The organism is Arthrobacter globiformis (assembly GCF_046536215.2).
In the GTDB taxonomy this organism is placed as follows: Bacteria; Actinomycetota; Actinomycetes; order Actinomycetales; family Micrococcaceae; genus Arthrobacter; species Arthrobacter globiformis_E.
On the sequence record NZ_CM143421.1, the window covers coordinates 2,998,587 to 3,020,527 of the forward strand.

Genomic DNA, 21,941 nt, shown 5'->3' on the forward strand with positions numbered 1-21,941 from the left:
AGCCCCTCTCCGCGCCGGGATCCGGACATCACCCGCGTTCGGGCGCGAAAAAGCCCCGGCCACGAGGGCCAGGGCCTTTCCCGGGGACCGTTGCAGGTCCGCCTATTTGATGATCCGCTTTCCGGGCGGGCCGACGTCCTCCAGCGGGGCCAGCTCGCCCTCGAAGGCCTGCGCGAACCTGTCGAAGGAGTTGCGGATGTGCCGGGTCATGGCCACCTCCGCCCCCTCCGGATCACATGCCTCGATGGCATCCGTGACGGCGGAATGCTCCGCCACAGTGATGGCGCCGTCCACGTCCGCCGGATACAGCCGGAAGGTATGGAGGTGGCAGTGGGTCTGCGCAAAGGCATGCCGGACGACGGAATTCCCGGAGGCAGCCAGGATGGTGTCGTGAAAGCGGGTGTCGTGCGCCACGAGATCCTGGCGCAGGTCCTTGGTGACCTTCATGGCCTTCCTGAAGCCGGCGAGCTCCTTCTCCAGGGCAGCCGCCGGATTGGCCAGCCGGTCTACGGCGGCCGCCCGCGCAGCCCAGGGCTCCACGAGCAGCCGGAACTCGAACAGCGAGCGCAGCTCGGCCAGATCCAGCAGCGGCGTGGTGCTGTACCCACGGCCGGGGCTGTAGACCACCAGATTGTCGCCTTCCAGGCGCTGGAGCACCTCGCGAACCGGCGTCTGGGAGACGCCGAGACTGCGTGAGACAGCGTCGATGTTGATGCGTGCGCCCGGGGCCATCTCACCCTCGAGAATGGCCGCCCGCATGGACGCGTAGACGTCGCTGACGGCAGCCTTTCCGCGGGACGTATCGGACGATTGACGTGGTGGCACGCGGTTACCTCTTGATTCTGGTCTGACTGGAGTCGCTGGGGGAATCATAAGCCACGGGCCCCGGCACCTCCTGGCAAACTTTTTTCGGCTGCCCCTTGATCCGCAGCACATGATCTATATGATTAACCAGATTCCTATATGATTTTGGCGCCGACCTCTTCGGCGTCTCCCCCTCCCGCCGGTGCCCACAGCACCCGAAGCCATGTTCACGTCGAAGGAGACCGCATGACTGCGCTCGGAAGCAAGACCGCCGCCACATCATCCGCCACGCCACCCCGCCTGATGACCAGAAAGCGCTGGGTGATCATCTGGCTCGCCTTTGCGGGCCTCAGCATCAACTACCTCGACCGCTCGAGCCTCAGCGTCGCCCTGCCATTCATGGGCAAGGACTTTGAGCTCTCCGCCACCCAGCAGGGACTCATCTTCGCAGCCTTCTTCTGGGCCTACGACTTCTGCCAGCTCGCCGCCGGCTGGTACGTGGACAAGGTGGGTCCCCGCCGTTCCTTCTCCCTGGCGGCCGTCTGGTGGTCCGCCTTCACCATGGTCACGGCCGCCGCGTCCAGCTTCTGGTCACTGTTCGCCGCAAGGTTCCTCCTCGGCATCGGCGAGAGCCCGGCGCCCAGCACCGCAGCCAAGGTGGTGGCCACCTGGTTCCCGGTCCGGGAACGCGCCTTCGCCACGAGCATCTGGGACTCCGGTTCGCGGGTTGGCGCGGTGATCGCACTGCCCATCGTTACCCTGATCGTTGCCCTCACCTCTTGGCACGCGGTGTTCATCATCATCGGCGTCGCCGGCATCATCTGGGCCGCAGTCTGGTGGAAGTACTATCGCAACCCCGAGGAGCACAGGGGCGCCAACGCCGCCGAGGTGGACTACATCCGCGAAGGCGGAGCCCGCGGCGAAGCCAGCGACAATGCCGGCGCCGCCAAGCTCCCGTGGCGATCGCTTTTCAAGTACCGCACCGTGCTCAGCATGATGTTCGGCTTCTTCTGCCTGAACAGCGCCATCTACTTCTTCATCACGTTCTTCCCCAGCTACCTCGTAAAGGAACGCGGCTTCGACCTCCTGAAGCTGGGCTTCTTCGGCGCCATCCCGGGCATCTGCGCCGTACTGTTCGGCTGGCTCGGCGGCTACCTGGCCGACCGCGCGGTCCGGGCTGGGGCATCCGTGACCAAGGTCCGCAAGACCGCCATCGCCGGCGGCCTGGCCGGCGGCTCGGTCATCATGTTCGCAGCCCTGGTGCCCGAAGCCTGGATGGCTCTCGCCCTGCTGTCCGTGGCCTACTCCAGCCTGACCGTGGCCGCCACCGGCATCTGGTCGCTGCCGGCCGACGTCGCCCCCAGCTCCCGCCACGTGGGATCCATCGGCGGCCTGCAGAACTTCGCCTCCAACCTGGCCGGCATCTTCACCCCGATCCTGATCGGCGTACTGGTGGACCAGACGGGATCGTTCGTCGCGCCGCTCGCGGTCATCGGCGCGGTGTCCCTGGTCGGCGCCGCCAACTACCTGTTCATCATGGGCAGGATCGAACCGCTGAAGGTCAAGGAGACGGCACCGGAAGCCTAGAAACACCAACGCGGGGTCAGATATCGCCCTTTCCGAGGCCCGGATTGGGCGATAAGTGACCCCGCGTTGGTGTTTGGGGGTTACAGCTCGACGGTGCCGCTCTCGCCGACGCTCACGCGGCTGTGGGTGACCTTCGACTTGACCCACTGCAGGACGGTCGCCGCGGTGCCGCCGGGGCTGGTCCAGTACTCCGCGGAGTCGGAATCCACGTGCAGGAGGACCACCTCCGGCGTATCCGGGCCGTCCGGGAACCAGGCCTCGACGGACTGGTTCCACAGTTCGCGGATCTTGGCCCGGTCACGGACCACTTCGGCGGTCCCGGCCACCGAGACCCACTCGGTGCCCTTGCCGAAGGACACGTTGACCCTGGCGTCGGCGGAAACGTGCGCCACCTGGGAGGTTCCCTCGCCGGTGAAGAACCACATGTCGCCGTCGTCCTTCACGTCCTGGACGGCCAGCGGCCGGCTGACCAGGGCGCCTTCCCCGTTGAGGGTGGTGAACATTCCGATATGGGAATGGTTGATGATGTCCGTGACCTTGCTGATGCTTTCCGTGCCCGTCATGCTGTCACCTCGTTCTGCTCGAGTACGTTCTCAGTACGTTCAGTTGAACCGGGTCAGTGCCCTGGCACCACCCTATTGGTAAGCGTGCTTAGTTTCCAGTCAGAGGCCCCGCGCCAGCACCTCGCCCCGGAAGAACTCCGGCCGGATCCTGGCCATCACCAGCATGCTGACCACGCCGAGCAGGATGACGCCCATGCCCAGGATGAACACCATGCCCACGCCGCCCACCGAGGAGCCGGAACCGTACTCCGGGTCCATGGAGTCGTAGGCCGTCTTCACGAACATCACCAGCAGGATCACGCCGCCCAGCAGCGGCGCGAGGAACTTGAAGAGGAACGCCCGTGCACTGCTGAAGGCCACCGCGCGGAAGAACCAGACACACGCGAGCGCCGTGATCCCGTAGTAGAAGCAGATCATCATGCCCAGCGCCGTGATGGTGTCCCACAGCGCGTTCTCGGACGTGGTCCGGGTGATCACGTAGAACGCCGCCGCCGCGACGGCCGCCGCAACTGTGGCATAGCTCGGCGACTTGAACGTGGGGCTGACCTTGCTGAACTTCCCCGGCAAGGCCTTGTAGTGGCCCATGGCCAGCAGCGTCCGCGCCGGGGAGACGAAGGTGGACTGCAGCGAGGCAGCGGAACTGCTGAGGATGGCCAGCGACATCAGGATGGCGAACGGCCCCATGACCGGCCCGGACAGGACGGCGAAGATGCTTGACTGGTTCTCGGGATTGCCGGTGCCCAGGCCGGCCTCCCCGACGCCGGCGAAGGAGAGCGTGGCCAGCGCGGCCATCATGTAGATGGCCACAATAACGACGACGGTCACGGTCGCCGCCCGCCCGGGGGTCTTCTCCGGGTTCCGCGTCTCCTCGTTCATGGTCAGGGTCACGTCCCAGCCCCAGTAGATGAAGATCGACAGTGACACCCCGGCCGCGAAGGCGGAAAAGGAGTCGACGGCGAAGGGGTTGAACCAGTCCGGTGAGATGGCCATGGCGTCGAAGGCGGTCCCGTTGGCCACGTGCACGAATGCGGAGACGGCAAACCATCCCAGCACCAGCAGCTGGAACCCCACCAGGACGTACTGGACGCCCTTGGTGGTTTCCATGCCGCGGTAGGAGATCCAGCACGCCGCCGCAATAAACACCAAAGTGGTGGCGATGTTCAGCGGCAGGTTCTTTGACAGCTCAGCGATCCCGGGGTTGCCGAGCAGCTGGGCGAGCATCAGGTAGAAGAAGTCGACGGCGACTGCCGCCAGGTTGGACAGCACGATGATGGTGGCGGCGATCAGCCCCCAGCCTCCCATCCAGCCGATCCACGGGCCAAAGGCGCGCGTTGCCCACGTGAAGGAGGTTCCAGCGTCGGGCATTGCGTTGTTGAGTTCCCGGTAGCCGAGCGCCACGAGCAGCATGGGGATGAACCCCACGAGGAAGACCGCCGGCAGGTGCACGCCCACCTCGGACACGGTGGGACCGAGGGCCGCGGTGAGCGTGTACGCCGGCGCGATGCAGGACACCCCGATCACCACGGCGCCGATCAGCCCGACGGACCCGGCCTTGAGTCCCTTTTCGCTCAGGCTTTTATGCGTGCCCCGGCTAATGGGGGCTTTTGTACTCATGGGATTGCCTCTCCGGAGTGTCATTCATCGTTGAATGGGGTGCGGCCACAGATGCGGCGCCGCTTTTTTAGCCGACGGCGGCCGTTGCGTCCGCCAGTTCAGGCGCCGCCGCTGCGGCCCCGGCGATGCGGGCAGCCGTGGCCCGGCCCATGCGGACCGCCCCGTCCACGTGCTGGTAGCCCTCGGCGGCGAGGTCGGAGGAGCACCAGTAGATGGGGCCGACGGCGGCGTGCTGGTCCTTGCCGTAGCGGTGCAGGCCGCCCAGGTCGTAGCTCGCGGCGTAGGCACCGCGCGTCCACTCCTCTGAGCCCCAGTCGGATTCGTAGTACACCTCAGGCTCCAGCGCCTTGTCCCCCAGGAAGCCGGCGATCGATTCCAGGACGGCCTTCTTGCGGTCCCCGGCGCTCAGTTCGAAGACTGCGTCGGCCTTCTCATCGGAAATGAAGCCCACGAGTGTTCCGCGGGTGTCGCCGTGGTTGGTGTTGTCGTAGACCTCCTGGACCAGCGAGCCGGCGCCGAATCCGGTGCCGGAGAGCCCGTCCTCGCGCCAGAACGGCGTCCTGTAGACGGCGTGGACCTTAATGACCAGGCCCAGGGACTGGTGCTGGTGCATCTGGTGCTGGCGGCGCGGCAGCGGCGGGTTGAAGGAGACCCGGGAGTACAGGTTGGGCGGCACGGCCATGATCACGAAACGCGCGTTCACCGTGGCCCGGTCGGAGACGGCGGTGACGCGGTGGCCGTTTTCGCCGTCGGCTTCCCAGTTGATGGTGCGCACGGGGCTGTTAAGGACGACGTCGGCACCCAGTTCCGCTGCCTGCAGCAGGGAAACCTGCTGCATCCCGCCGATAACCCGCTTGTCCAGGATGAAGTCCTCATCCGTCAGGTGGGTGAAAGAGCCGGCGGAGGCGGCCATCAGGACTGCCTGCAGGGCGGAGAAGGCGTGCGCCGGCTTGGTGAGCATGCCGCCGGCGATGAAGAGCCCGATGTTGTTGCAGGCTTCCTCGTCCGGGGAGTTCTGGCGCAGCCAGTGGTGGAAGGAGATGGTGTCCAGTTCCCGCGCCTTGGGGTGCGCCCACGGCTCGGTGGCGCCGATCTCGGCCGCCAGTTCGTCCAGCAGCGTGATGAGCTTGTCCATTTCGGCAGCCGTGGTGGCGCTGACCGGGAACATGTCCCCGGTGTAGCGGACCGGCGTCCCGTCCGCCCCGATGTAGACAGACTCGCCGTCGCGGTAGCGCGGGTAGGTGTCCAGGCCGAGCTCGTCCAGCAGGGCCAGCAGGGCGGTCTGGTCCGGCGAGACCCACTGGCCGCCGATCTCGAGCATGGCACCGTCCACGGTGTCGGTCCACGTCCGGCCGCCCACGCGGTCACGGGCTTCGAGCACGGCGACGCTCAGGCCCGCCTTTTTCAGTTCGCGGGCAGCGGTGAGGCCGGAGGGGCCGGCGCCGACGATCACTACGTCGCGGTCAAGATTCAGCATGATGTCCTCTCTCTGTGGCCGCGTAACTGATGCGAACCACTAAATGAATGCCATTCATTTATAAGAACTATAGAGCCTTTGGCGAAGGAGCGGAAGAGGCTGGTGGAATAATGCGAAAGGACGTTCACCCGCAGAAAGGTCACCATGCCGGCATCACCAGCCGTAGCAACAGCCGGTTCAGCAACGGCTGGCTCAGCAGCAGATCGTCAGGGCAACCGGCGCCGCGCCGGGCGCCCTGTGGGAGGCGTCCTGGACAAGGGCGGCATCACGGAAGCCGCGCTGCGGCTCATTGAGAAGAAAGGCTACGACGGCCTCACCATGGCCGCACTGGCCCGCTCACTGAACGTGGCGCCGTCGGCCCTCTACAACCACGTGAAATCCAAGCGGGACGTGCTCCTGCTCGTCGAGGACCACCTGGCATCACTCGTGGACGTCTCGGCATTCGGCGGCGGTCCCTGGGAGGACGCCGTGCGAAAGTGGGCGTGGAGCTACCGGGACGTCTTTTCCGAGCACACCCCGCTGATACCCGTCATTGCCGTGCTGCCCGTCACCGACGCACCGCAGACCCTGGCCATGTATGAGACGGTCAGCGCGGGGTTCCGCGATGCAGGCTTTCCGGAGGAACGGATCGTCTCCTCCATCGTCGCGCTGGAGTCGTTCATCTTCGGCTCGGCCTACGACGTCACGGCGCCGGCGGACATCTTCGACCCCGGAACCATGGCCGAGGAGACGCCCAGCTTCACCGGCGCGGTCCGGAGCCTGGCCGAGCAGGGCCACGAACGGCCGGCCGACGTCGCCTTCAGCCTCGGCCTGGAGGCACTCATCAGCGGGCTGGGCGCGCTGCGGGGCTGATCCCGTTCCTCACGCCGCCCATTCCTCATGCCGTCCATTCCTCATGCTGCCCAGGGCGACTAAAATTCCTTAACACGCAACTTTGCGAGCTCAAGGACGGCGCCATGACCGTAATCGACCCGGAATCGCTGTACTTTGAGTACAAGCTCCGGTACCGCGGTACGCCGGGGCTGGAGCATGACCCAGTGGACTACCCGCTGCGCTGGGAAGTCGCCGTAAGCTGCCCGGTTCCCACCCCCGGCGGCGGCGAGGAACGGCAGCTCGGCAGCGCCGTCGTCCAGGTTGTTCCCAAAGCCGGCATGATCAACCTGTTCCTCACCACCGGCAAGGCCGACCAGGAAATGGCCAAGGCCGTCGAAATGCTCACCATGGACCGCCCGGACCTGATCAGGGAGTACCTGCAGGACGGCGGCGACCTGATGATCGTCTCCTCGCTCGAGATCTTCCCCGAGTACCGGGGCGGCAGGACCGGCTATTCGGTGCTGAACGCCATCGTGGAAACTGTTGGCCGGTCCGTGAACCTGGTGGTGGTCCACGCCGCGCCGGCGGACGGCGAGGAGTCCGCGCCGGAGGACTCGGACGAATACGCGCAGGCCAAGTCGGCGTTGCGCGAGTACTGGAAGGACTTCGGATTCGAGGACGCCACGGGCGACTACCTCGTGTTCTTCCACAAGAAAATCCTGGCCTGACCACACGACGCCGTCGGGGCAGTTGCGCAGCTGAGCCGGCAACGGCAGGCTGAGCCGGTCACGCCGAGGACAGCCCGCTGTCCAGCGGGGACGTGCTGAACCAGTCGTCCAGCTCGGCGGGCGGCACGGGGCGGAGGATATGGAATCCCTGGGCCTGGTCGCAGCCGTAGCGGCCCAGCTGGTCCAGCGCGTCGCCGTCCTCCACCCCTTCGGCGACGACGGTCAGCCCGAGGCTGTGCGCGAGGTTGATGGTGGAGGCCACCAGGGCCGCCGCCCGGGGGTCCTCGGTCATCGAAACAATGAAGGAGCGGTCCAGTTTCAGCTCGTTGATGGGCAGGTCGCGAAGATAGGCCAGCGAGCTGTAGCCGGTGCCGAAGTCATCGATGGCCACCCGGATGCCGCTGGCCTGCAATCCGGCCAGGATGTCCCTGGCACGGACGCGGTCGGGCATCATGAAATCCTCGGTGATTTCGACCATCAGGACCGACGCCGGCAAACCCCGCTTCGTGAGCATGCCGGCAATCCGGCCGGGAAGCTCTGCATCGATGAGTGAGCTGGCGGAGAGGTTTGCCGCCACCGTCATCGGACGCCCCTGCAAATGCCAGACCGTCGCCTGGTCCAGCGCCAAGGTGAGCACGCGGTCGTTCAAGGCGTTCATGAGCCCGCTCTCCTCTGCCAGGAGAAGAAACGAGCCCGGCCACAGCAGCCCGTGCCGGGGATGGTTCCAGCGGACCAGGGCCTCCACACCCTTCGGCTCGCCGGTGAGCACATCCACCTTCGGCTGGTAGTGCAGCACGAGCTCCTCCTCGACCAGGGCGGCGCGAAGCTCCTGCAGCATCCGCAGCCGCTCCTCCCCGGGGCTGTTGTCCTCACTGGCGTACACATGCCGGCCGCTGCGGGACGATTTGGCCCGGTACATGGCAGTGTCCGCCTTGCGGAGCAGTGTCTTGAGGTCCTCCCCCTGTTCGGGGGACATGGCGATGCCGACGCTGACGCCGACCTGGAGGGCAATGCCTCTGAGGGTCAGGGGTTCACTCAGGGCAGCCCGCAGCCGGTCCGCGAACCGGATGGCCTCCTCTTCGCCGGCGTCCAGGTGGAGGATGGCGAACTCGTCCCCGCCCAGCCGGGCTATCAGGTCGCCGGGGCGCAGGCAGCGGCGAAGCCGTTCGCTGACCTGGATCAGCAGCCGGTCTCCGACGTCATGCCCCAGGCTGTCGTTGATCTCCTTGAAGCGGTCCGCGTCCAGCAGCAGAAAGGCGCATGGGTTGCCCTGCCGCGCCTTCAGCACGGCGGGAGCGTCGGCATACAGAGCCCGCCGGTTCGGCAGGCCCGTCAGCTCGTCCGTCCTCGACTGCCGGCGCACCTCGGCAAGGGTGACGAGCTGGCGGAAGGCCATCTGCGTCCGGATGCCCGCGGACACCAGGGTTGCCGCGGCAAGCCCGACAGCAAGTTCCGGTATCTCAACTCCGGTGCCCACGACCAGCACCCCGAGTCCCGCGGCGGTGGCAGCCAACGGCACCGCAGGTGTCCACGAGCCTTCGCTGGCACCCTGGGCCCGTTCTTCCTGCCGGGCGAAGCCGTCCGCCCAGGTGGCGATGAGGCACAGACCTGCTGTCCATCCCGCATCCAGCGGAGTGCCCAGGTAGTAGGTGTCAGTCGCAAGCCTGTAGACGTAGACGACGTCGGCGGCAGAGAACACCATCAGTCCCAGCATCAGCGTTGCCCCGCTGCGGCCCGTGGCAAGGCCTGGGACTGCCGCCATTCCGGCGGTCACCGCCAGGAGGATGAGATCAAGGAGCGGGTAGGCTGCCGCCACGGCCGTAGCCAGTGAGGAAAAGCCGCCGGCTGCCGCCAGCAGCGGGCTGAGCAGAACCACGAGGACAGAGGCCGCGCCGAGCGAGCCGACGACGGCGTCCAGCAGCACCGAGCGGGCGAGCCGCTGGCGCAACGGGAGCAGATAGACGAACAGCCCGCTCAGGGCGAGGGGATAGAACAGCAGGTAGCCAATATCAGCGGGTGACGGGAAAGGCAGCGAAGTGGCCCCCGCGAGCGCGGACACATAGATGGTGCTTCCGGCGGCAAAGGCGGCCAGAGCCATCGCCACCAGGGCCAATGACCGGTGCGACTTGGCCCGGTACGCCGCCAGGCCGGCTACTGCTGCGGGAGCCCAGGCCGCGGGCACACCGAGCCAGAAGTTCTCAACCGGACTGAAGCCGTCCGTGTCCAGCAGCAGACCGGTCAGGTATAGGGCCAGCAGCAGCCACATAAGCCACAGCAGGGACCGCCGCGGGCCCTGCCGGGCGCCCGGTCCGTCCGCTTTTCGAGTCACGCCTGTTTTCATCCGCCCCCCAGCATCAGATGCGCCCAGCACCCGACGGGCAGCAACCGCATGTGACTCGTATCGTACGTCACGGCGGCGGACCATCCGATAGCCGCCTCGTGATTGTGACCGCCTCTTGACTTCTGGTTACTGGCCGGTAGCTTTAGGGGAGCACTCCGGATACCCCAGACCGGAGGATTCGCCAAAGAAGCCCCGCACCGCTCAGGAACTGAACGGTGCGGGGCTTCCGCTTGCCTTACCCCGGGAGAACCTGGCTCAGCCGCTCACGCTGCGTCGCCGTCGTCGTCCTTCTCGCCTTCTTTAAGCAGCAGCGCCGTGCCCTGATAGGCACCCAGCTCCAGAAAGAAGCTGTGCAGGTCGTCGACCTGCCCCACGGCCTCGCCGCTGAAGAGGTCGTGGACGCTGCTGCCGGGAACCAGGTGCGTGGACTGGATGCTGCCCGCGATGTCCTGGCCGGAGAAGTTGAGCACGGTGGCCTGCAGGTTCCCGTCCCCCAGCCGGTTGACCATGACCAGCAGCCCGCGCTGGGAAACCTCCGGCACGTCCAGCAGGGTGCTGGTGGCAATCCCGCTCTCTTCCCGCACGGCAAGGATCTTCTGCAGCCGCCGGGCGAAGGAAGCCGGGTTCTTGAGCTGGTCCGGCAGCGGGCCGTAAAGGCTGCGGGCACGCGGCATGCCGGCGGAGGAGGCCTCCGCCTCGGGGCTGGTGCCCATGATGTCGTGCGCGCCACGGTTGATCCACCGGGTGTCGCCCTGCGCGGTGAGCTCGCGGACCTTCTGGCGGTCGAGGGCGGCGACGCCGGTGAGGTCCCAGCCGGAGAGGGCGAACACACCGGGCTGCAGGGCGTTGTACATGGACAGCAGGATGTGGACGTCCAGGACCTGGGCCTGCTGTTCGTCGGTGAGGTTCTCCGGGTCCTGGATGCCAAGGGCGGCCATGATGAAGCTGGCGGTGGTGCAGGCGATCCCGTTGGTGGTGAACAGGGCGTTGTACGGGGTGTCCGGACCGGTCAGCCGCTCCCGCAGGGTCTGCTGGACATGCTCGGCAACTTCGGCGCCGGTGAGCTCCTGGCCGTTGAGCTCGAACACGTCGTCCTTGTGGCCGGCGGCGAAATGGACCAGCTCGTAGGTCAGTTCGTCGTGGTTCTGCAGGGCGTGGACCAGTGATGCCTGATCCACGCCGATTTCCATGGCGAGGCGCAGGGTCAGGCGCAGGAATTCGGTATCGGCCGTCACCAGCGCGTAGTGGTACGCCGGCCTGGTGACGAAGTCATAGGAGAGATCCGGGCCCGACTCCGACGTGGCCTTGATGTCGTCGATGGTCAGGTTGAGTTCCTGGAAGGAGAACCCGCCCACCTTGCGGATCATGGAGCCGATCAGCTGGTTGGCCGCCTCGGACAGCGGGTGCCCCTCGGACCAGCCCGGCTGCTCCTCGGCGCTCTTCTCGACGCCCAGGAACCCGTTCGCGTCCAGCCGGAGCGCCCCCGTGCCCAGGTCGAGCAGCGAATGCAGCGCATCCCCGACCACGAGCCGCATGCCCGCGAAGGTGGGGTCCAGCCAGTTGATGGACGGCTGGCCGGCCTTGAAGTAGTGCAGGTAGACCCAGCGCCGGGTCTTCCCGGCCGTGTCCACGATGGGCCGCGTGGCGCTCCAGTTGGTCTCCTTGACGCCCGGCTCGTAGAAGATCACCCGCTGCAGCCGGCCGATGATGTACCCGGCCTCTTGCAGGGCCTGCTCCGCGTCCGGACTTAGGTTGACCGAGTCCTCGCCGGCGGGAACGTCCGGCAGCAGGTGCCAGTCCTCCTCCGGGATGTCGATCATGTGGTAGATGCCGGGGTAATCGCGGAAGTTCATCTCGGCCAGGCGGAAGTCGGCCCCCTTGCCCGTGTGGCCGGGGACGATGTCGTCGATGACGGTGCCGTCGTGGTCGGCGGCGACCTCGCACATCTTGCGGAACTCGTCCTCGGTGCCGAACACGGGGTCAATCGCCATGCTGATGCGGTCGAAGTGCCCGTCCACGCTCGGCGTTTGCGACCAGCCGCTGATGCCGCCGGCGAGTTTTACGGGCCCGGTGTGCAGGCCCCTGATGCCGATCTCCCGGAACGCGTCCCACAGCTCGGGATCGCCCAGGGCCGAAAGGAAGGACTGGCCCGGGCGCGTGATGAAGGAGAGCGGGTAGGCGGTAAACCAGACGGGCGCGCGTTCCACCGCGGCCCGCGGGTTCGGATGGGCGTACGAGTTCTGCCACATGCTGGCCTGCCCGGAAAGCTGCCGGGCCATCACGTTCGCGTCGCCCAGCATCGCCTGGTTGCGCAGCCATTCAACATAGGCCGCGTTGCGCCCGTCGAATTCGAGCGATGGGCGGTCGGCAAAGAACTGCCGACGGCGGGCGATCGGCCTGAGTGCCTTGGGCCGGGCGGGATAGAACTGCTCGTCGTAGGTGATGTCCCCGGCTTCGGTAGCTTCCGGCGCTTCGGTCGCCTCTACCGTCTCGTCCGCCTCGGCTGCTGAGTCAGCCGGGTCCGCCTCCCCGGCCGGGGCCGCTGCTGCGCCGGGCCCGAATCCGTTGGTCTCGGCGTCAAACTCGTCGGCTGCTGAAACGCTCTGGTTGAAGCTTGCTTCCCGCACAGACTGCTCCTTTATCGGTGGTTCCTGCGTGGCACCTCCCCCCGGGGGTGTTCTTCAGTCTTTCCGTACCCCGGCATTTCGAGAGTATTCACGCTTGTCCGCTCCGCCCACCCTATGCCGACGACGGCGGGAATATCGACTGTTTTACGGGCGCGGCCTATGAACTGAGGTTCCAGTGGTCCCGGATTGCCTCTGCAATGGGGGCAGCGGTGACATCCACCCGGAAAGCAACGGGAGCGGTCCCGGTCTCTTCGATTGTGGCATCGCGGTACACACGGCCACATGAGGGACAGAGTGTGTAGAGATCCTCGTCCGAGGGCCACTCCGCCAGAGTATCGGGGATGGGAGTTTTTCCGCCGGCGTAAACGGGGACGCCATCTGAATTGGCCTGGATCAGTCCCGCCTGGCTGACCGTGTTGCCGCAGACACAGGTGATGGTGGTGACGTCATGACCCATCACGGTGGCGGTCTCATTGTTGTCCATGCAGAGCTCCCCGGCGCTGGAAGGGACCCTTTGGTATCAGCTTAAGCCCGCCGGCACGATCCGGCTTCAGCTGACAGTCCGGGAGCTGCTCCTCTGGAAATCCCGCACATCGGTTGCTCCGCAGGTGCCCTTTTCACGCTCCATAAGGGCACCTACGGAGCAACGGATGGGAGTTTTTGTCCAGATATCGCGAGTTGCGGGGCCTTTAGCGGCCATTATCTGGACAAAAACTCCTTTGGGGGCTTGTGGCGGACTTGCGGAGGAGTGCGGGTACGGCTGAGGCGGTCCGGGATCCTTTCGGGTGCCGGCCCGCCTCTTACCAAGCGGTGATTCTGGAACTAAAACTGGCCGCCGTCGGCCTTCACGGCCAAAACGGGACGGTCAGCCTGCATGAGGATGCGCTGCGCGTGGCTGCCAAGGATGAACTTGCCCACCTGCGTCCGGTGCCGCAGCCCGATGACGATCAGGGAGGCGTTTTCATCCCGCGCGACGTCCAGGAACTCATCCGCCAGGTCATGCTGGTACGGCGGCTGGATCACCCGGGCCGTCACACCTGCGTCCGCTGCCTGCTTCGAGGCCTTGGCCAGGACATCATCCGGGGCAACAGACTTATCGACCAAGGCGCCTTCACGGGCGGAGTTGACGATCACCAGATCCTGGTCGCGGAGGCGTGCTTCCGCGATCCCGGCCGCGAGGGCGGCCTCCCCTGCCGGGGTTGGGACGAATCCAACGATGATGCTCATACCTTCTCCTTGATTTCAGTGGCGGCGGTTCCCGCGGGGACGATGGCCTTGCGCTTGGCCAGCGCCGAGCGGATTCCCGGCAGCGCGGCGACGACGACGAACACGATGAGGAGCGTGGCGGAGATGGGCCGGCTGAAGAAGCCCAGCGGGTCGCCGCCAAACACCAGCAGCGCACGGCGCAGGGAGCTTTCCAGCAGTGAACCCAACACGAAGGCCAGCACCAGCGGACCCGGTTCGAAGCCGAACTTCTTCATGAGGTAGCCCACGATCCCGAAGACCACCACGAGCGTGACGTCGAACATGCTGTTGTTGATCGTGTACGCGCCGAGCAGGGTGATCAGCGCGGTGATCGGCGCCAGGATGGCGGCGCGGACGCGGAGGATCTTCACGAAGATCCCCACCAGCGGCAGGCTCATGATCAGCAGCAGGATGTTGCCGATGTACATGGAGTTCACCACGCCCCAGAACAGCCCCGGGTCCTGTTCGACGAGCTGGGGTCCGGGTGTGACGCCCTGGATCAGCAGTGCGCCGAACATCAGGGCCATGGTGGCGTTGGCCGGGATGCCGAGGGTCAGCAGCGGAATGAACGAGGACGTCGCCGCGGCGTTGTTGGCGGTTTCCGGCCCGGCCACGCCCTCCGGCGCGCCCTTGCCGAAGCGCTCGGGCTGCTTGGCCCGCTTCTTCTCCATGGCGTAGGAGGCCATCGAGGCGATGGTGGCACCGCCGCCGGGCAGGATGCCGAGGAAGAAGCCGAGGACCGAGCCGCGCCCGATGGCGCCTGATGCCTGCTTGAGGTCGCCCCGCGAGGGCCAGACGTTGGCGACGGCGGAGGGCGCCTTTGCGGCACGGTGGCGCTCTTCGAGGTTGTACAGGATCTCGCCGAGGCCGAAGATTCCCATGGCGATCGGCACGAAGTCGATGCCGTCGGCCAGCTCCAGGCCGCCGAAAGTGAACCGGTTTTCACCGGTGAAGATGTCCCGGCCGACGGTCGCCAGCAGCAGTCCGAGGGCGGCCGCGATGAGCGCCTTGGCCTTTGAACCGCTGCTGATGGTGGCCACCAGCAGGATGCCCAGCAGTGCAAGGGCTGTGTACTCCGCAGGACCGAAGTCCAGGGCGAAGCTCGCCACGACCGGGGCCAGGAAGGTCAGGCCGATGATGGCCGCGGTGCCGCCGATGAACGAGCCGATGGAGGCCAGCCCCAGGGCCGTGCCGGCCCGTCCCTGCTTCGCCATCTGGTAGCCGTCGAAGACGGTCACCACCGAGGACGCCTCGCCGGGCAGCCGCAGGAGCACTGAGGTGATGGTGCCGCCGTACTGGGCACCGTAGAAGATGCCGGCGAGCATGATGATGGCGGTGACGGGCTCAACGTTGTAGGTGAGCGGAAGCAGGATGGCGATGGTTGCCGCGGGCCCCAGACCGGGCAACACACCGATCAGCATGCCGATGACGACGCCGATCAGGCAGTACAGGAGGTTCATTGGCTCCAGGACGACTGCAAATCCGTTGATCACGGGATTCAGGAAATCCACGGTGGTCTCCTAGAAGAGGTGGGGGATGGACGTGTTGAGCGCAGTCACGAAGATGACGTAGAAGGCCGTTACGACGACGGCGCTCACCAGGAGCGTGGAGCGCCAGGTTTCGCCGCCGAGGAAACGCATCCAGATGATGCAGAGCACCAGGGCCGGCAGTTCGAAGCCGGCCAGCGGCATCAGGGCCACCGTGGCGGCCAGGGTGACCAGGCCGGTCAGCGGGGCCATGGACATCCGGGTGAACTTCTCTGCGTCCCGGTTGTGCCGTCCCATGATGAGCTGGAACAGCCCGAGGGCCACCATGACGCAGCTGATCATGAACGGCCACAGGCCCGGCTGCGGAGCGGACGGGGTGCCGAGGCCCATGGCGACTGACAGGGCCACAGCTCCGACGCCGACGCCGATGACCACGAGGGAGGATCCCACGTTGGCCAGCGGCCCGGCGGCCGGGGGCTTTTCTTCCTCCCACTGGGCGGCCAGCTGTTCGGGCGTCAGATCATCGGGTTCGACCGGTGATGCTGCCTGCACTGGAATCACTTGTTCCCGGCGAGGCTGATGTCGTACTTCTCCACCAGGGCCTTGTACTTGGCTGCGTAGTCCTTCCACTGGGTGACTACTTCCTCACCGGAGATTTCCTTCGGAGTCAGCATGTTCTTCTTGTTGAACTCCTTGTACGAGTCCGACTTCAGGGTGTCCTGGATGGCGGCGATCAGCTTGTCCTTGACCTCCTTCGGGGTTCCCTTGGGTGCGGCGACAGCGCGGTACTGGGCCACCGGAACGTCGTAGCCGGACTCCTTGGCGGTGGGCGTGTCCGGCAGGAAGGAGTTGCGCTCCTCCGAGAAGACGAGCAGCGGGGACACCTTGCCGGCCTTGATCTGCGGCATCGCTTCACCAAGCTGGATGGTGGTGACTTCCACCTGGTTGCCGAGGACGGCGGTCAGGGCGGGCTTGCCGCTGTCGAACGGAACGTCGGTGCCCTTCACGTTGGCCTGCTTGAACAGGACGGTCTGGGCGAGCTGGCTGCCGGTGCCGACACCGGTGGTGCCGTAGGTGATGTTGCGGCCGGCCGAGGTCAGGTCCTTGATGGACTTGAAGCCGGACTTTTCGCTGGCAACGAGGACGTAGTCGTCCTGGGACAGGCCGGTGATGATGTCAAAGTCATCGATGTTGACGGCCTCGTCCTGGGTCACGGCCAGCGGCGTGATGGTGATCAGGGAAGCGGTGAGGAGCAGCAGGTTCTGGCCGTCGGCAGGCTTGCCGGCGACCTCTTTGCTGGCGAGTGCGCCGTTGGCGCCGGGCTTGTTGACCACGGGAACCGGGGCGCCGAGTGTCTTGGCGGCGCCCTCCGAGACGGCCCGCGCGATGAGGTCGGTGCTGCCGCCGGGCGCCTGTCCCACGGTCAGGGTGACCGGGCCGTTGGGGTACTTCGACGAATCACTGCTGCCGCCGGCAACGTTGCCGCATGCGGTCATGGCCAGCAGGGTGATGGCGGACGCCGCTCCGAGAACGGCGCGGCGGGTGGGGAAGTGCATCATTGAAACTCCTCGTTTGCACTGCGGGCTGCCTCAGCCCGTAGGTCTGTGTGAACCGGGTCACTGCCGGTTCGCTAGGTCGAGTGTAGGGAGGCGTTATGATGCATGTCTAAGCCCAAATATGCATCAAGTAATACCGGGAGGGCATCACGTTTACCTTCGACCAGCTGACGGGGTTCATTGCCGTAGCCGAGGAGCTGCACTTCGGCCGCGCCGCGGAACGGCTCAACATGACGCAGCCGCCGCTGAGCCGCCAGATCCAGAAACTGGAGAAGACGGTGGGGGCCGAACTCCTCGAGCGGGACAACCGCCGGGTTGAGCTGACCGCCGCCGGACGGGCCTTCCTCGAGGAGGCCCGCAGGCTCATGGCACTGGCCAGCCGGGCGCCCGTGACGGCACGGCGTATTGCCTCGGGCCGGCAGGGCCATCTCCGCATCGGCTTCACGGCCGCCAGCGGGTTCAGCATCCTGGGCCCCCTGCTGGAGGAGATCGGCGCCATCGTGCCCGATGTGGACATCGACCTCCAAGAACTGGTGACGGGCGAACAGATCCAGGGCCTGCTCACCGGCGAACTGGACCTTGGCCTGGCGCGTCCACCCTTTGACACTGGGGTCTTCGACTCCCACCTGCTGTACCGCGAGTCGATGGTGCTGGCCGTCCCCGCATCGCACGCCCTCGCGGACCTCAAGCGGGACATCCGGAACGAGGACTTCAAGGACGAGCCGCTCATCATGCACTCCCCTACGGAGGCAAGGTACTTCTACGACCTCGTGGTCCGGCTGCACGCCATCCGGCATGAAAACGTGGTGCACACCGTCAGCCAGATCCTCACCATGGTCTCGCTGGTGGCCGCCAAGCGCGGGGTGGCCTTCGTGCCTCACTCGGCCACAGCACTGGGCATCCGCGGAGTTTCGTTCCTGCGGCTGGCCAGCAGCGAAGAGGAGCCGGTGGAGCTCCATGCCATCTGGAACCGGGACGCAAAGAACCCTGCGCTGGTGCGGCTGCTGCGCGACCTGGAGTTTGCGGCCAGCTAACCCCCGCACCCCGTGCTCAATGCGCTGAGGGTATCAATAGATACAAAAATGCACTTAGACAGGCATAGACGGGAGTCCTAGTCTGAAAGGAACCACACCACCCCCGCCATTCCCGGCACCGACTCCAAGGACATCCCGTGGCAAAACTTTCACCCCAGGAACTCGCCAACACCCTCAAGGACGGGCTGCTGTCCTTCCCCGTGACCTCCTTCGACGCAGAGCTGCAGTTCGACGAGGAAAACTACCGCAAGCACCTGGCCTGGCAGGCCAGCTACCCGGTTGCCGGCCTCTTCGCCGCCGGCGGCACGGGTGAGGGCTTCTCGCTCACCCCGGCCGAGTCGGCCCGCGTGGTCCGTGCCGCCGTCGAGGAAGTCGGCAACACCGTCCCCGTCCTGGCCTCCGCCGGCGGTTCCACCGCCCAGGCCATCGAGAACGCCAAGGCTGCCGAGGCCGCCGGCGCCGAGGGCATCCTGCTCCTGCCGCCGTACCTGACCGAAGCCGACCAGGGCGGCCTGATCGACCACGTCAGCGCCGTCTGCAGCGCCACGTCGCTGGGCGTCATCATCTACAACCGCGCCAACGCCATCTACAAGGACACCACGGTGGCCACCCTGGCAGACCGCCACGAGAACCTCATCGGCTTCAAGGACGGCGTGGGCGACCTGGAGCACGATGCCCGCGTCTACGCCAAGCTCGGAGACCGCCTGTTCTACCTGGGCGGCCTCCCCACGGCAGAGACCTTCGCGCTGCCGCTCCTGCAGCTGGGCATGAGCACCTACTCCAGCGCCATGTACAACTTCATTCCGCAGTTTGCGCTCGACTTCTACCAGGACGTCCGCAACAACGACCGTGTGGCCGTCAACCAGAAGCTCAACGACTTCGTCATCCCGTACCTGGACATCCGCGACCGCGTGAAGGGCTACGCCGTTTCCATCGTCAAGGGCGGGCTGGACGCGATCGGCCGTTCCGCCGGCGGCGTCCGTCCCCCGCTGCAGAACATGGCCGAAAAGGACCTGGCCGACCTCAAGGCACTCATCGCCAGGGTTTCCTAGTCAGCCGTCTCCCACCTTTACCCAGGAGGAACCAACCGTGACCCTCACCGGACACTCCCTCATCGCCGGACAGACCGTTGCCGGCGAAGGCAAGACCACCTTCGCCTTCAACCCGGCCAGCAACGAACAGCTCGAGCCCGCCTACACCCTGCTCACCGCGGAGCAGCTCACGGCCGCCACCGCGGCGGCCGCCGAGGCCTTCGCGTCGTTCAGCACCCTTGACCCGGAAACCCACGCCGCGTTCCTGGACGCCATCGCGGACAACATCGAAGCGATCGGCGACGAACTGACCGTCCGCGCCGGCCAGGAAACCGGCCTGCCCGCCGCCCGCCTCACGGGTGAACGTGCCCGCACCACCGGCCAGCTGCGGCTCTTCGCGAACGTGGTCCGCCAGGGCGACTTCCGTGGCGTCCGCATCGACCCCGCCCTCCCGGACCGCACGCCGCTGCCCCGGGCCGACATCCGCCAGCGCCAGATCCCGCTCGGCCCCGTCGCCGTGTTCGGTGCCAGCAACTTCCCGCTGGCGTTCTCGACGGCGGGCGGAGACACCGCCTCGGCCCTCGCCGCCGGCTGCCCCGTGGTGTTCAAGGCGCACAACGCCCACCCCGGCACCAGTGAACTCGTGGGCAAGGCCATTACCAAGGCCGTCACCGACCTCGGCCTGCACCCCGGCGTGTTCTCCCTGATCTACGGCCCCGGCAGCAGCATCGGCCAGGCCCTCGTGGCCGACCCCGCCATCAAGGCCGTGGGCTTCACCGGCTCCCAGAGCGCCGGCGTCGCCCTCATGCGCACCGCCGCCGCCCGCCCGGAGCCGATCCCCGTGTACGCGGAGATGTCCTCGCTCAACCCGGTGTTCGTGTTCCCCGGCGCCCTGAACGGCTCCGCCGAACAGATCGACGCGCTGGCACAGCAGTACGTCACCGCCGTGACCGGCAGCTCCGGCCAGCTCTGCACCTCCCCCGGCCTGCTGTTCGCCCCCGCCGGCGAGGCGGGCGACAAACTGGCTGCCGCCGTCGGACGCGCCGTTTCCGCCTGCGCCGGCCAGACGATGCTCACCGCGGGCATCGCCGGCTCCTGGACCTCCGGCACGGAGGCGCTCAGCGCCGCCGAGAACGTGACGACCGTCGGGACCGGAACCCCCGGCCCCACCGAAAATGCCCCGGCACCGGCCATCTACGGCACCCAAATCCGCGATTTCATCACCAACGAGGTGCTGCACGCCGAGATCTTCGGCGCGGCTTCCCTGGTGATCCGCTACTCCACCGCCGCGGAACTCATCGAGGCCACCAACCGGATCGAGGGCCAGCTCACCGCTTCCCTGCAGCTCACCGAAGAGGACTACCCGACGGCGGCGCAACTGATCCCCGCGCTGGAACAGAAGGTGGGACGAATCATCGTGAACGGCTGGCCCACCGGCGTCGAAGTGGGCCACGCCATGGTCCACGGCGGACCCTTCCCCGCCACCTCCGACACGCGCACCACCTCCGTCGGCACCCTCGCCATCAACCGCTTCCTCCGCCCGGTCGCCTACCAGAACCTGCCCCAGGAACTGCTCCCCGCACCACTGAAGGACGCCAACCCGTGGCAGCTGAACCGCCGCATCGACGGCGAAGTTGTTCCCGTTGGAGAGAAAGCCGAGGTCAACGCATGACCGCCCAGCCGACAATTGCCCGCGTGGAAGTAGTTCCGGTTGCTGGCTACGACAGCATGCTGATGAACCTCAGCGGCGCTCACGGGCCGTTCTTCACCCGGAACGTGGTCATCGTGACCGACTCGGACGGCCGCACCGGCCTCGGCGAGGTTCCCGGCGGCGAGAAGATCCGCACCACCATCGAGGAAGCCGGCGCGCTGATCGCCGGCAAGCCGGTGGCCCGCTACCGCTCCCTGCTGCGCGAGATCGCTGCGGAGTTCGCGGACCGCGACGCCGGCGGCCGCGGCCTGCAGACCTTCGATCTGCGCACCACGGTCCACGCCGTCACCGCCGTCGAGTCCGCGCTGCTGGACCTGCACGGCCAGTTCCTGGGCGTTCCCGTGGCCGAACTGCTGGGCGACGGCCAGCAGCGCACGTCCGTGCCGATGCTCGGCTACCTGTTCTTCGTCGGCGACCACAAGCGGACGGATCTTCCGTACCTCGTGGAGGACGCGCCGTCGGACCGTTGGGAGGAACTGCGGCGCCAGGAGGCCATGACTCCGGAAGCCGTCGTCGCCCTCGCCGAAGCGGCGCAGGAGCGCTACGGCTTCAGCGACTTCAAGCTCAAGGGCGGCGTGCTGTCCGGCGACGACGAAGTGGACGTGGTCACGGCACTCGCCAAACGCTTCCCCGATGCCCGCGTCACGCTGGACCCGAACGGCGGCTGGCTGCTCGAGGAGGCCATCCGGCTGGGCAAGCGGATGCAGGGCGTCGTGGCGTACGCCGAGGACCCCTGCGGTGCTGAAGGCCGCTTCTCCGGCCGCGAGGTCATGGCAGAGTTCCGCCGGGCCACCGGGCTGAAGACGGCCACCAACATGATCGCCACGGACTGGCGCGAGATGGCGCACGCCATCCGCAGCAACGCCGTCGACATCCCGCTGGCGGACCCGCACTTCTGGACCATGCACGGCTCGGTCCGCGTGGCGCAGCTGTGCAACGAGTTCGGCCTGACCTGGGGCTCGCACTCGAACAACCACTTCGACATCTCGCTGGCCATGTTCACGCATACCGGCGCGGCAGCCCCCGGCGAGATCACCGCGCTGGACACGCACTGGATCTGGCAGGACGGGCAGGGCCTGACCAAGAACCCGCTCCAGATCAGGGGCGGCGCCATCGAGGTTCCGGCCGCGCCCGGGCTCGGCATCGAACTGGACCGCGAGGCACTGGACAAGGCGCACCAGCTGTACCTGCAGCACGGCCTGGACGCCCGCGACGACAGCATCGGCATGCAGTACTACATCGACGGCTGGTCCTTCGACCCGAAGCGGCCCTGCCTGGTTCGGTAGCTCAAGTAGACTTCCGCACGGCCGGCACTCCGCTCGA

General features: G+C 66.7%; 18 protein-coding genes. 7 read left to right on the forward strand and 11 right to left on the reverse strand.

Translation table 11 applies throughout. From position 1 onward, the window contains the following. Nucleotides 1–102: 102 nt before the first annotated feature. Nucleotides 103–825: a GntR family transcriptional regulator gene (locus tag R5O87_RS13480; RefSeq protein ID WP_410557336.1), complete on the reverse strand. Its 723-nt coding sequence runs from the start codon at nt 823–825 to the stop codon at nt 103–105. 225 nt (nt 826–1,050) lie between these two features. Between R5O87_RS13480 and R5O87_RS13485 the strand changes: the two genes are divergently transcribed. Then, nucleotides 1,051–2,391, forward strand: coding sequence for an MFS transporter (locus tag R5O87_RS13485; protein WP_410557335.1), 1,341 nt, complete (start codon nt 1,051–1,053; stop codon nt 2,389–2,391). An 80-nt stretch (nt 2,392–2,471) separates the two neighbouring features. Here the strand turns inward: R5O87_RS13485 and R5O87_RS13490 are convergent, their stop codons facing one another. The 3 genes from R5O87_RS13490 to R5O87_RS13500 form a co-directional block, all read right to left on the reverse strand. Then, nucleotides 2,472–2,954, reverse strand: a complete 483-nt coding sequence (locus tag R5O87_RS13490) for a pyridoxamine 5'-phosphate oxidase family protein (RefSeq protein WP_410557334.1) — start codon at nt 2,952–2,954, stop codon at nt 2,472–2,474. A gap of 99 nt (nt 2,955–3,053) precedes the next feature. Beyond that, nucleotides 3,054–4,568 (reverse strand): APC family permease, encoded by a 1,515-nt coding sequence (locus R5O87_RS13495; RefSeq protein ID WP_410557333.1) that lies wholly within the window; start codon nt 4,566–4,568, stop codon nt 3,054–3,056. 67 nt (nt 4,569–4,635) lie between these two features. Continuing rightward, entirely contained in the window at nt 4,636–6,045 is a 1,410-nt protein-coding gene (locus tag R5O87_RS13500; protein WP_462836306.1) for a flavin monoamine oxidase family protein, read from the reverse strand. A gap of 144 nt (nt 6,046–6,189) precedes the next feature. Here R5O87_RS13500 and R5O87_RS13505 point away from each other — a divergent pair, with 144 nt between their 5' ends. Both R5O87_RS13505 and R5O87_RS13510 read left to right on the forward strand, forming a co-directional pair. Next, on the forward strand, nt 6,190–6,897 hold the full coding sequence (locus R5O87_RS13505) for a TetR/AcrR family transcriptional regulator (RefSeq protein ID WP_410557332.1): 708 nt from the start codon (nt 6,190–6,192) through the stop codon (nt 6,895–6,897). A gap of 104 nt (nt 6,898–7,001) precedes the next feature. Further along, the gene (locus R5O87_RS13510; RefSeq protein WP_410557331.1) at nt 7,002–7,586 is read left to right on the forward strand and encodes a hypothetical protein; all 585 of its coding nucleotides are present in this window, start codon (nt 7,002–7,004) and stop codon (nt 7,584–7,586) included. Between the two features lie 58 nt (nt 7,587–7,644). On the opposite strand, the gene R5O87_RS13515 is transcribed toward R5O87_RS13510, so the two are convergent. From R5O87_RS13515 to R5O87_RS13545, 7 genes are all read right to left on the reverse strand, one after another. Then, the gene (locus R5O87_RS13515) at nt 7,645–9,915 is read right to left on the reverse strand and encodes a putative bifunctional diguanylate cyclase/phosphodiesterase (protein ID WP_410557330.1); all 2,271 of its coding nucleotides are present in this window, start codon (nt 9,913–9,915) and stop codon (nt 7,645–7,647) included. Nucleotides 9,916–10,190: 275 nt separating this feature from the next. Beyond that, entirely contained in the window at nt 10,191–12,554 is a 2,364-nt protein-coding gene (gene treS / locus R5O87_RS13520; RefSeq protein ID WP_410557328.1) for a maltose alpha-D-glucosyltransferase, read from the reverse strand. A 157-nt stretch (nt 12,555–12,711) separates the two neighbouring features. Further along, complete coding sequence (locus R5O87_RS13525; RefSeq protein ID WP_410557327.1) at nt 12,712–13,038, reverse strand: hypothetical protein; 327 nt, start codon at nt 13,036–13,038, stop codon at nt 12,712–12,714. A 338-nt stretch (nt 13,039–13,376) separates the two neighbouring features. Beyond that, nucleotides 13,377–13,781: a universal stress protein gene (locus tag R5O87_RS13530; protein WP_410557326.1), complete on the reverse strand. Its 405-nt coding sequence runs from the start codon at nt 13,779–13,781 to the stop codon at nt 13,377–13,379. Beyond that, nucleotides 13,778–15,310, reverse strand: a complete 1,533-nt coding sequence (locus R5O87_RS13535) for a tripartite tricarboxylate transporter permease (protein WP_410557325.1) — start codon at nt 15,308–15,310, stop codon at nt 13,778–13,780. Before R5O87_RS13535 ends, R5O87_RS13530 begins: the two co-directional genes overlap by 4 nt. A 9-nt stretch (nt 15,311–15,319) precedes the next feature. Then, on the reverse strand, nt 15,320–15,838 hold the full coding sequence (locus R5O87_RS13540) for a tripartite tricarboxylate transporter TctB family protein (protein WP_410557324.1): 519 nt from the start codon (nt 15,836–15,838) through the stop codon (nt 15,320–15,322). Between the two features lie 5 nt (nt 15,839–15,843). Continuing rightward, entirely contained in the window at nt 15,844–16,845 is a 1,002-nt protein-coding gene (locus R5O87_RS13545) for a Bug family tripartite tricarboxylate transporter substrate binding protein (RefSeq protein WP_410557323.1), read from the reverse strand. Between the two features lie 143 nt (nt 16,846–16,988). Here R5O87_RS13545 and R5O87_RS13550 point away from each other — a divergent pair, with 143 nt between their 5' ends. From R5O87_RS13550 to R5O87_RS13565, 4 genes are all read left to right on the forward strand, one after another. Further along, on the forward strand, nt 16,989–17,876 hold the full coding sequence (locus R5O87_RS13550; protein WP_410557378.1) for a LysR family transcriptional regulator: 888 nt from the start codon (nt 16,989–16,991) through the stop codon (nt 17,874–17,876). Nucleotides 17,877–18,013: 137 nt separating this feature from the next. Next, nucleotides 18,014–18,928, forward strand: a complete 915-nt coding sequence (kdgD, locus tag R5O87_RS13555; protein WP_410557321.1) for a 5-dehydro-4-deoxyglucarate dehydratase — start codon at nt 18,014–18,016, stop codon at nt 18,926–18,928. Between the two features lie 37 nt (nt 18,929–18,965). After that, nucleotides 18,966–20,579, forward strand: coding sequence for an aldehyde dehydrogenase (NADP(+)) (locus R5O87_RS13560; RefSeq protein ID WP_410557320.1), 1,614 nt, complete (start codon nt 18,966–18,968; stop codon nt 20,577–20,579). Further along, nucleotides 20,576–21,904 (forward strand): enolase C-terminal domain-like protein, encoded by a 1,329-nt coding sequence (locus R5O87_RS13565; protein WP_410557319.1) that lies wholly within the window; start codon nt 20,576–20,578, stop codon nt 21,902–21,904. Before R5O87_RS13560 ends, R5O87_RS13565 begins: the two co-directional genes overlap by 4 nt. The last annotated feature ends 37 nt before the right edge of the window (nt 21,905–21,941 follow it).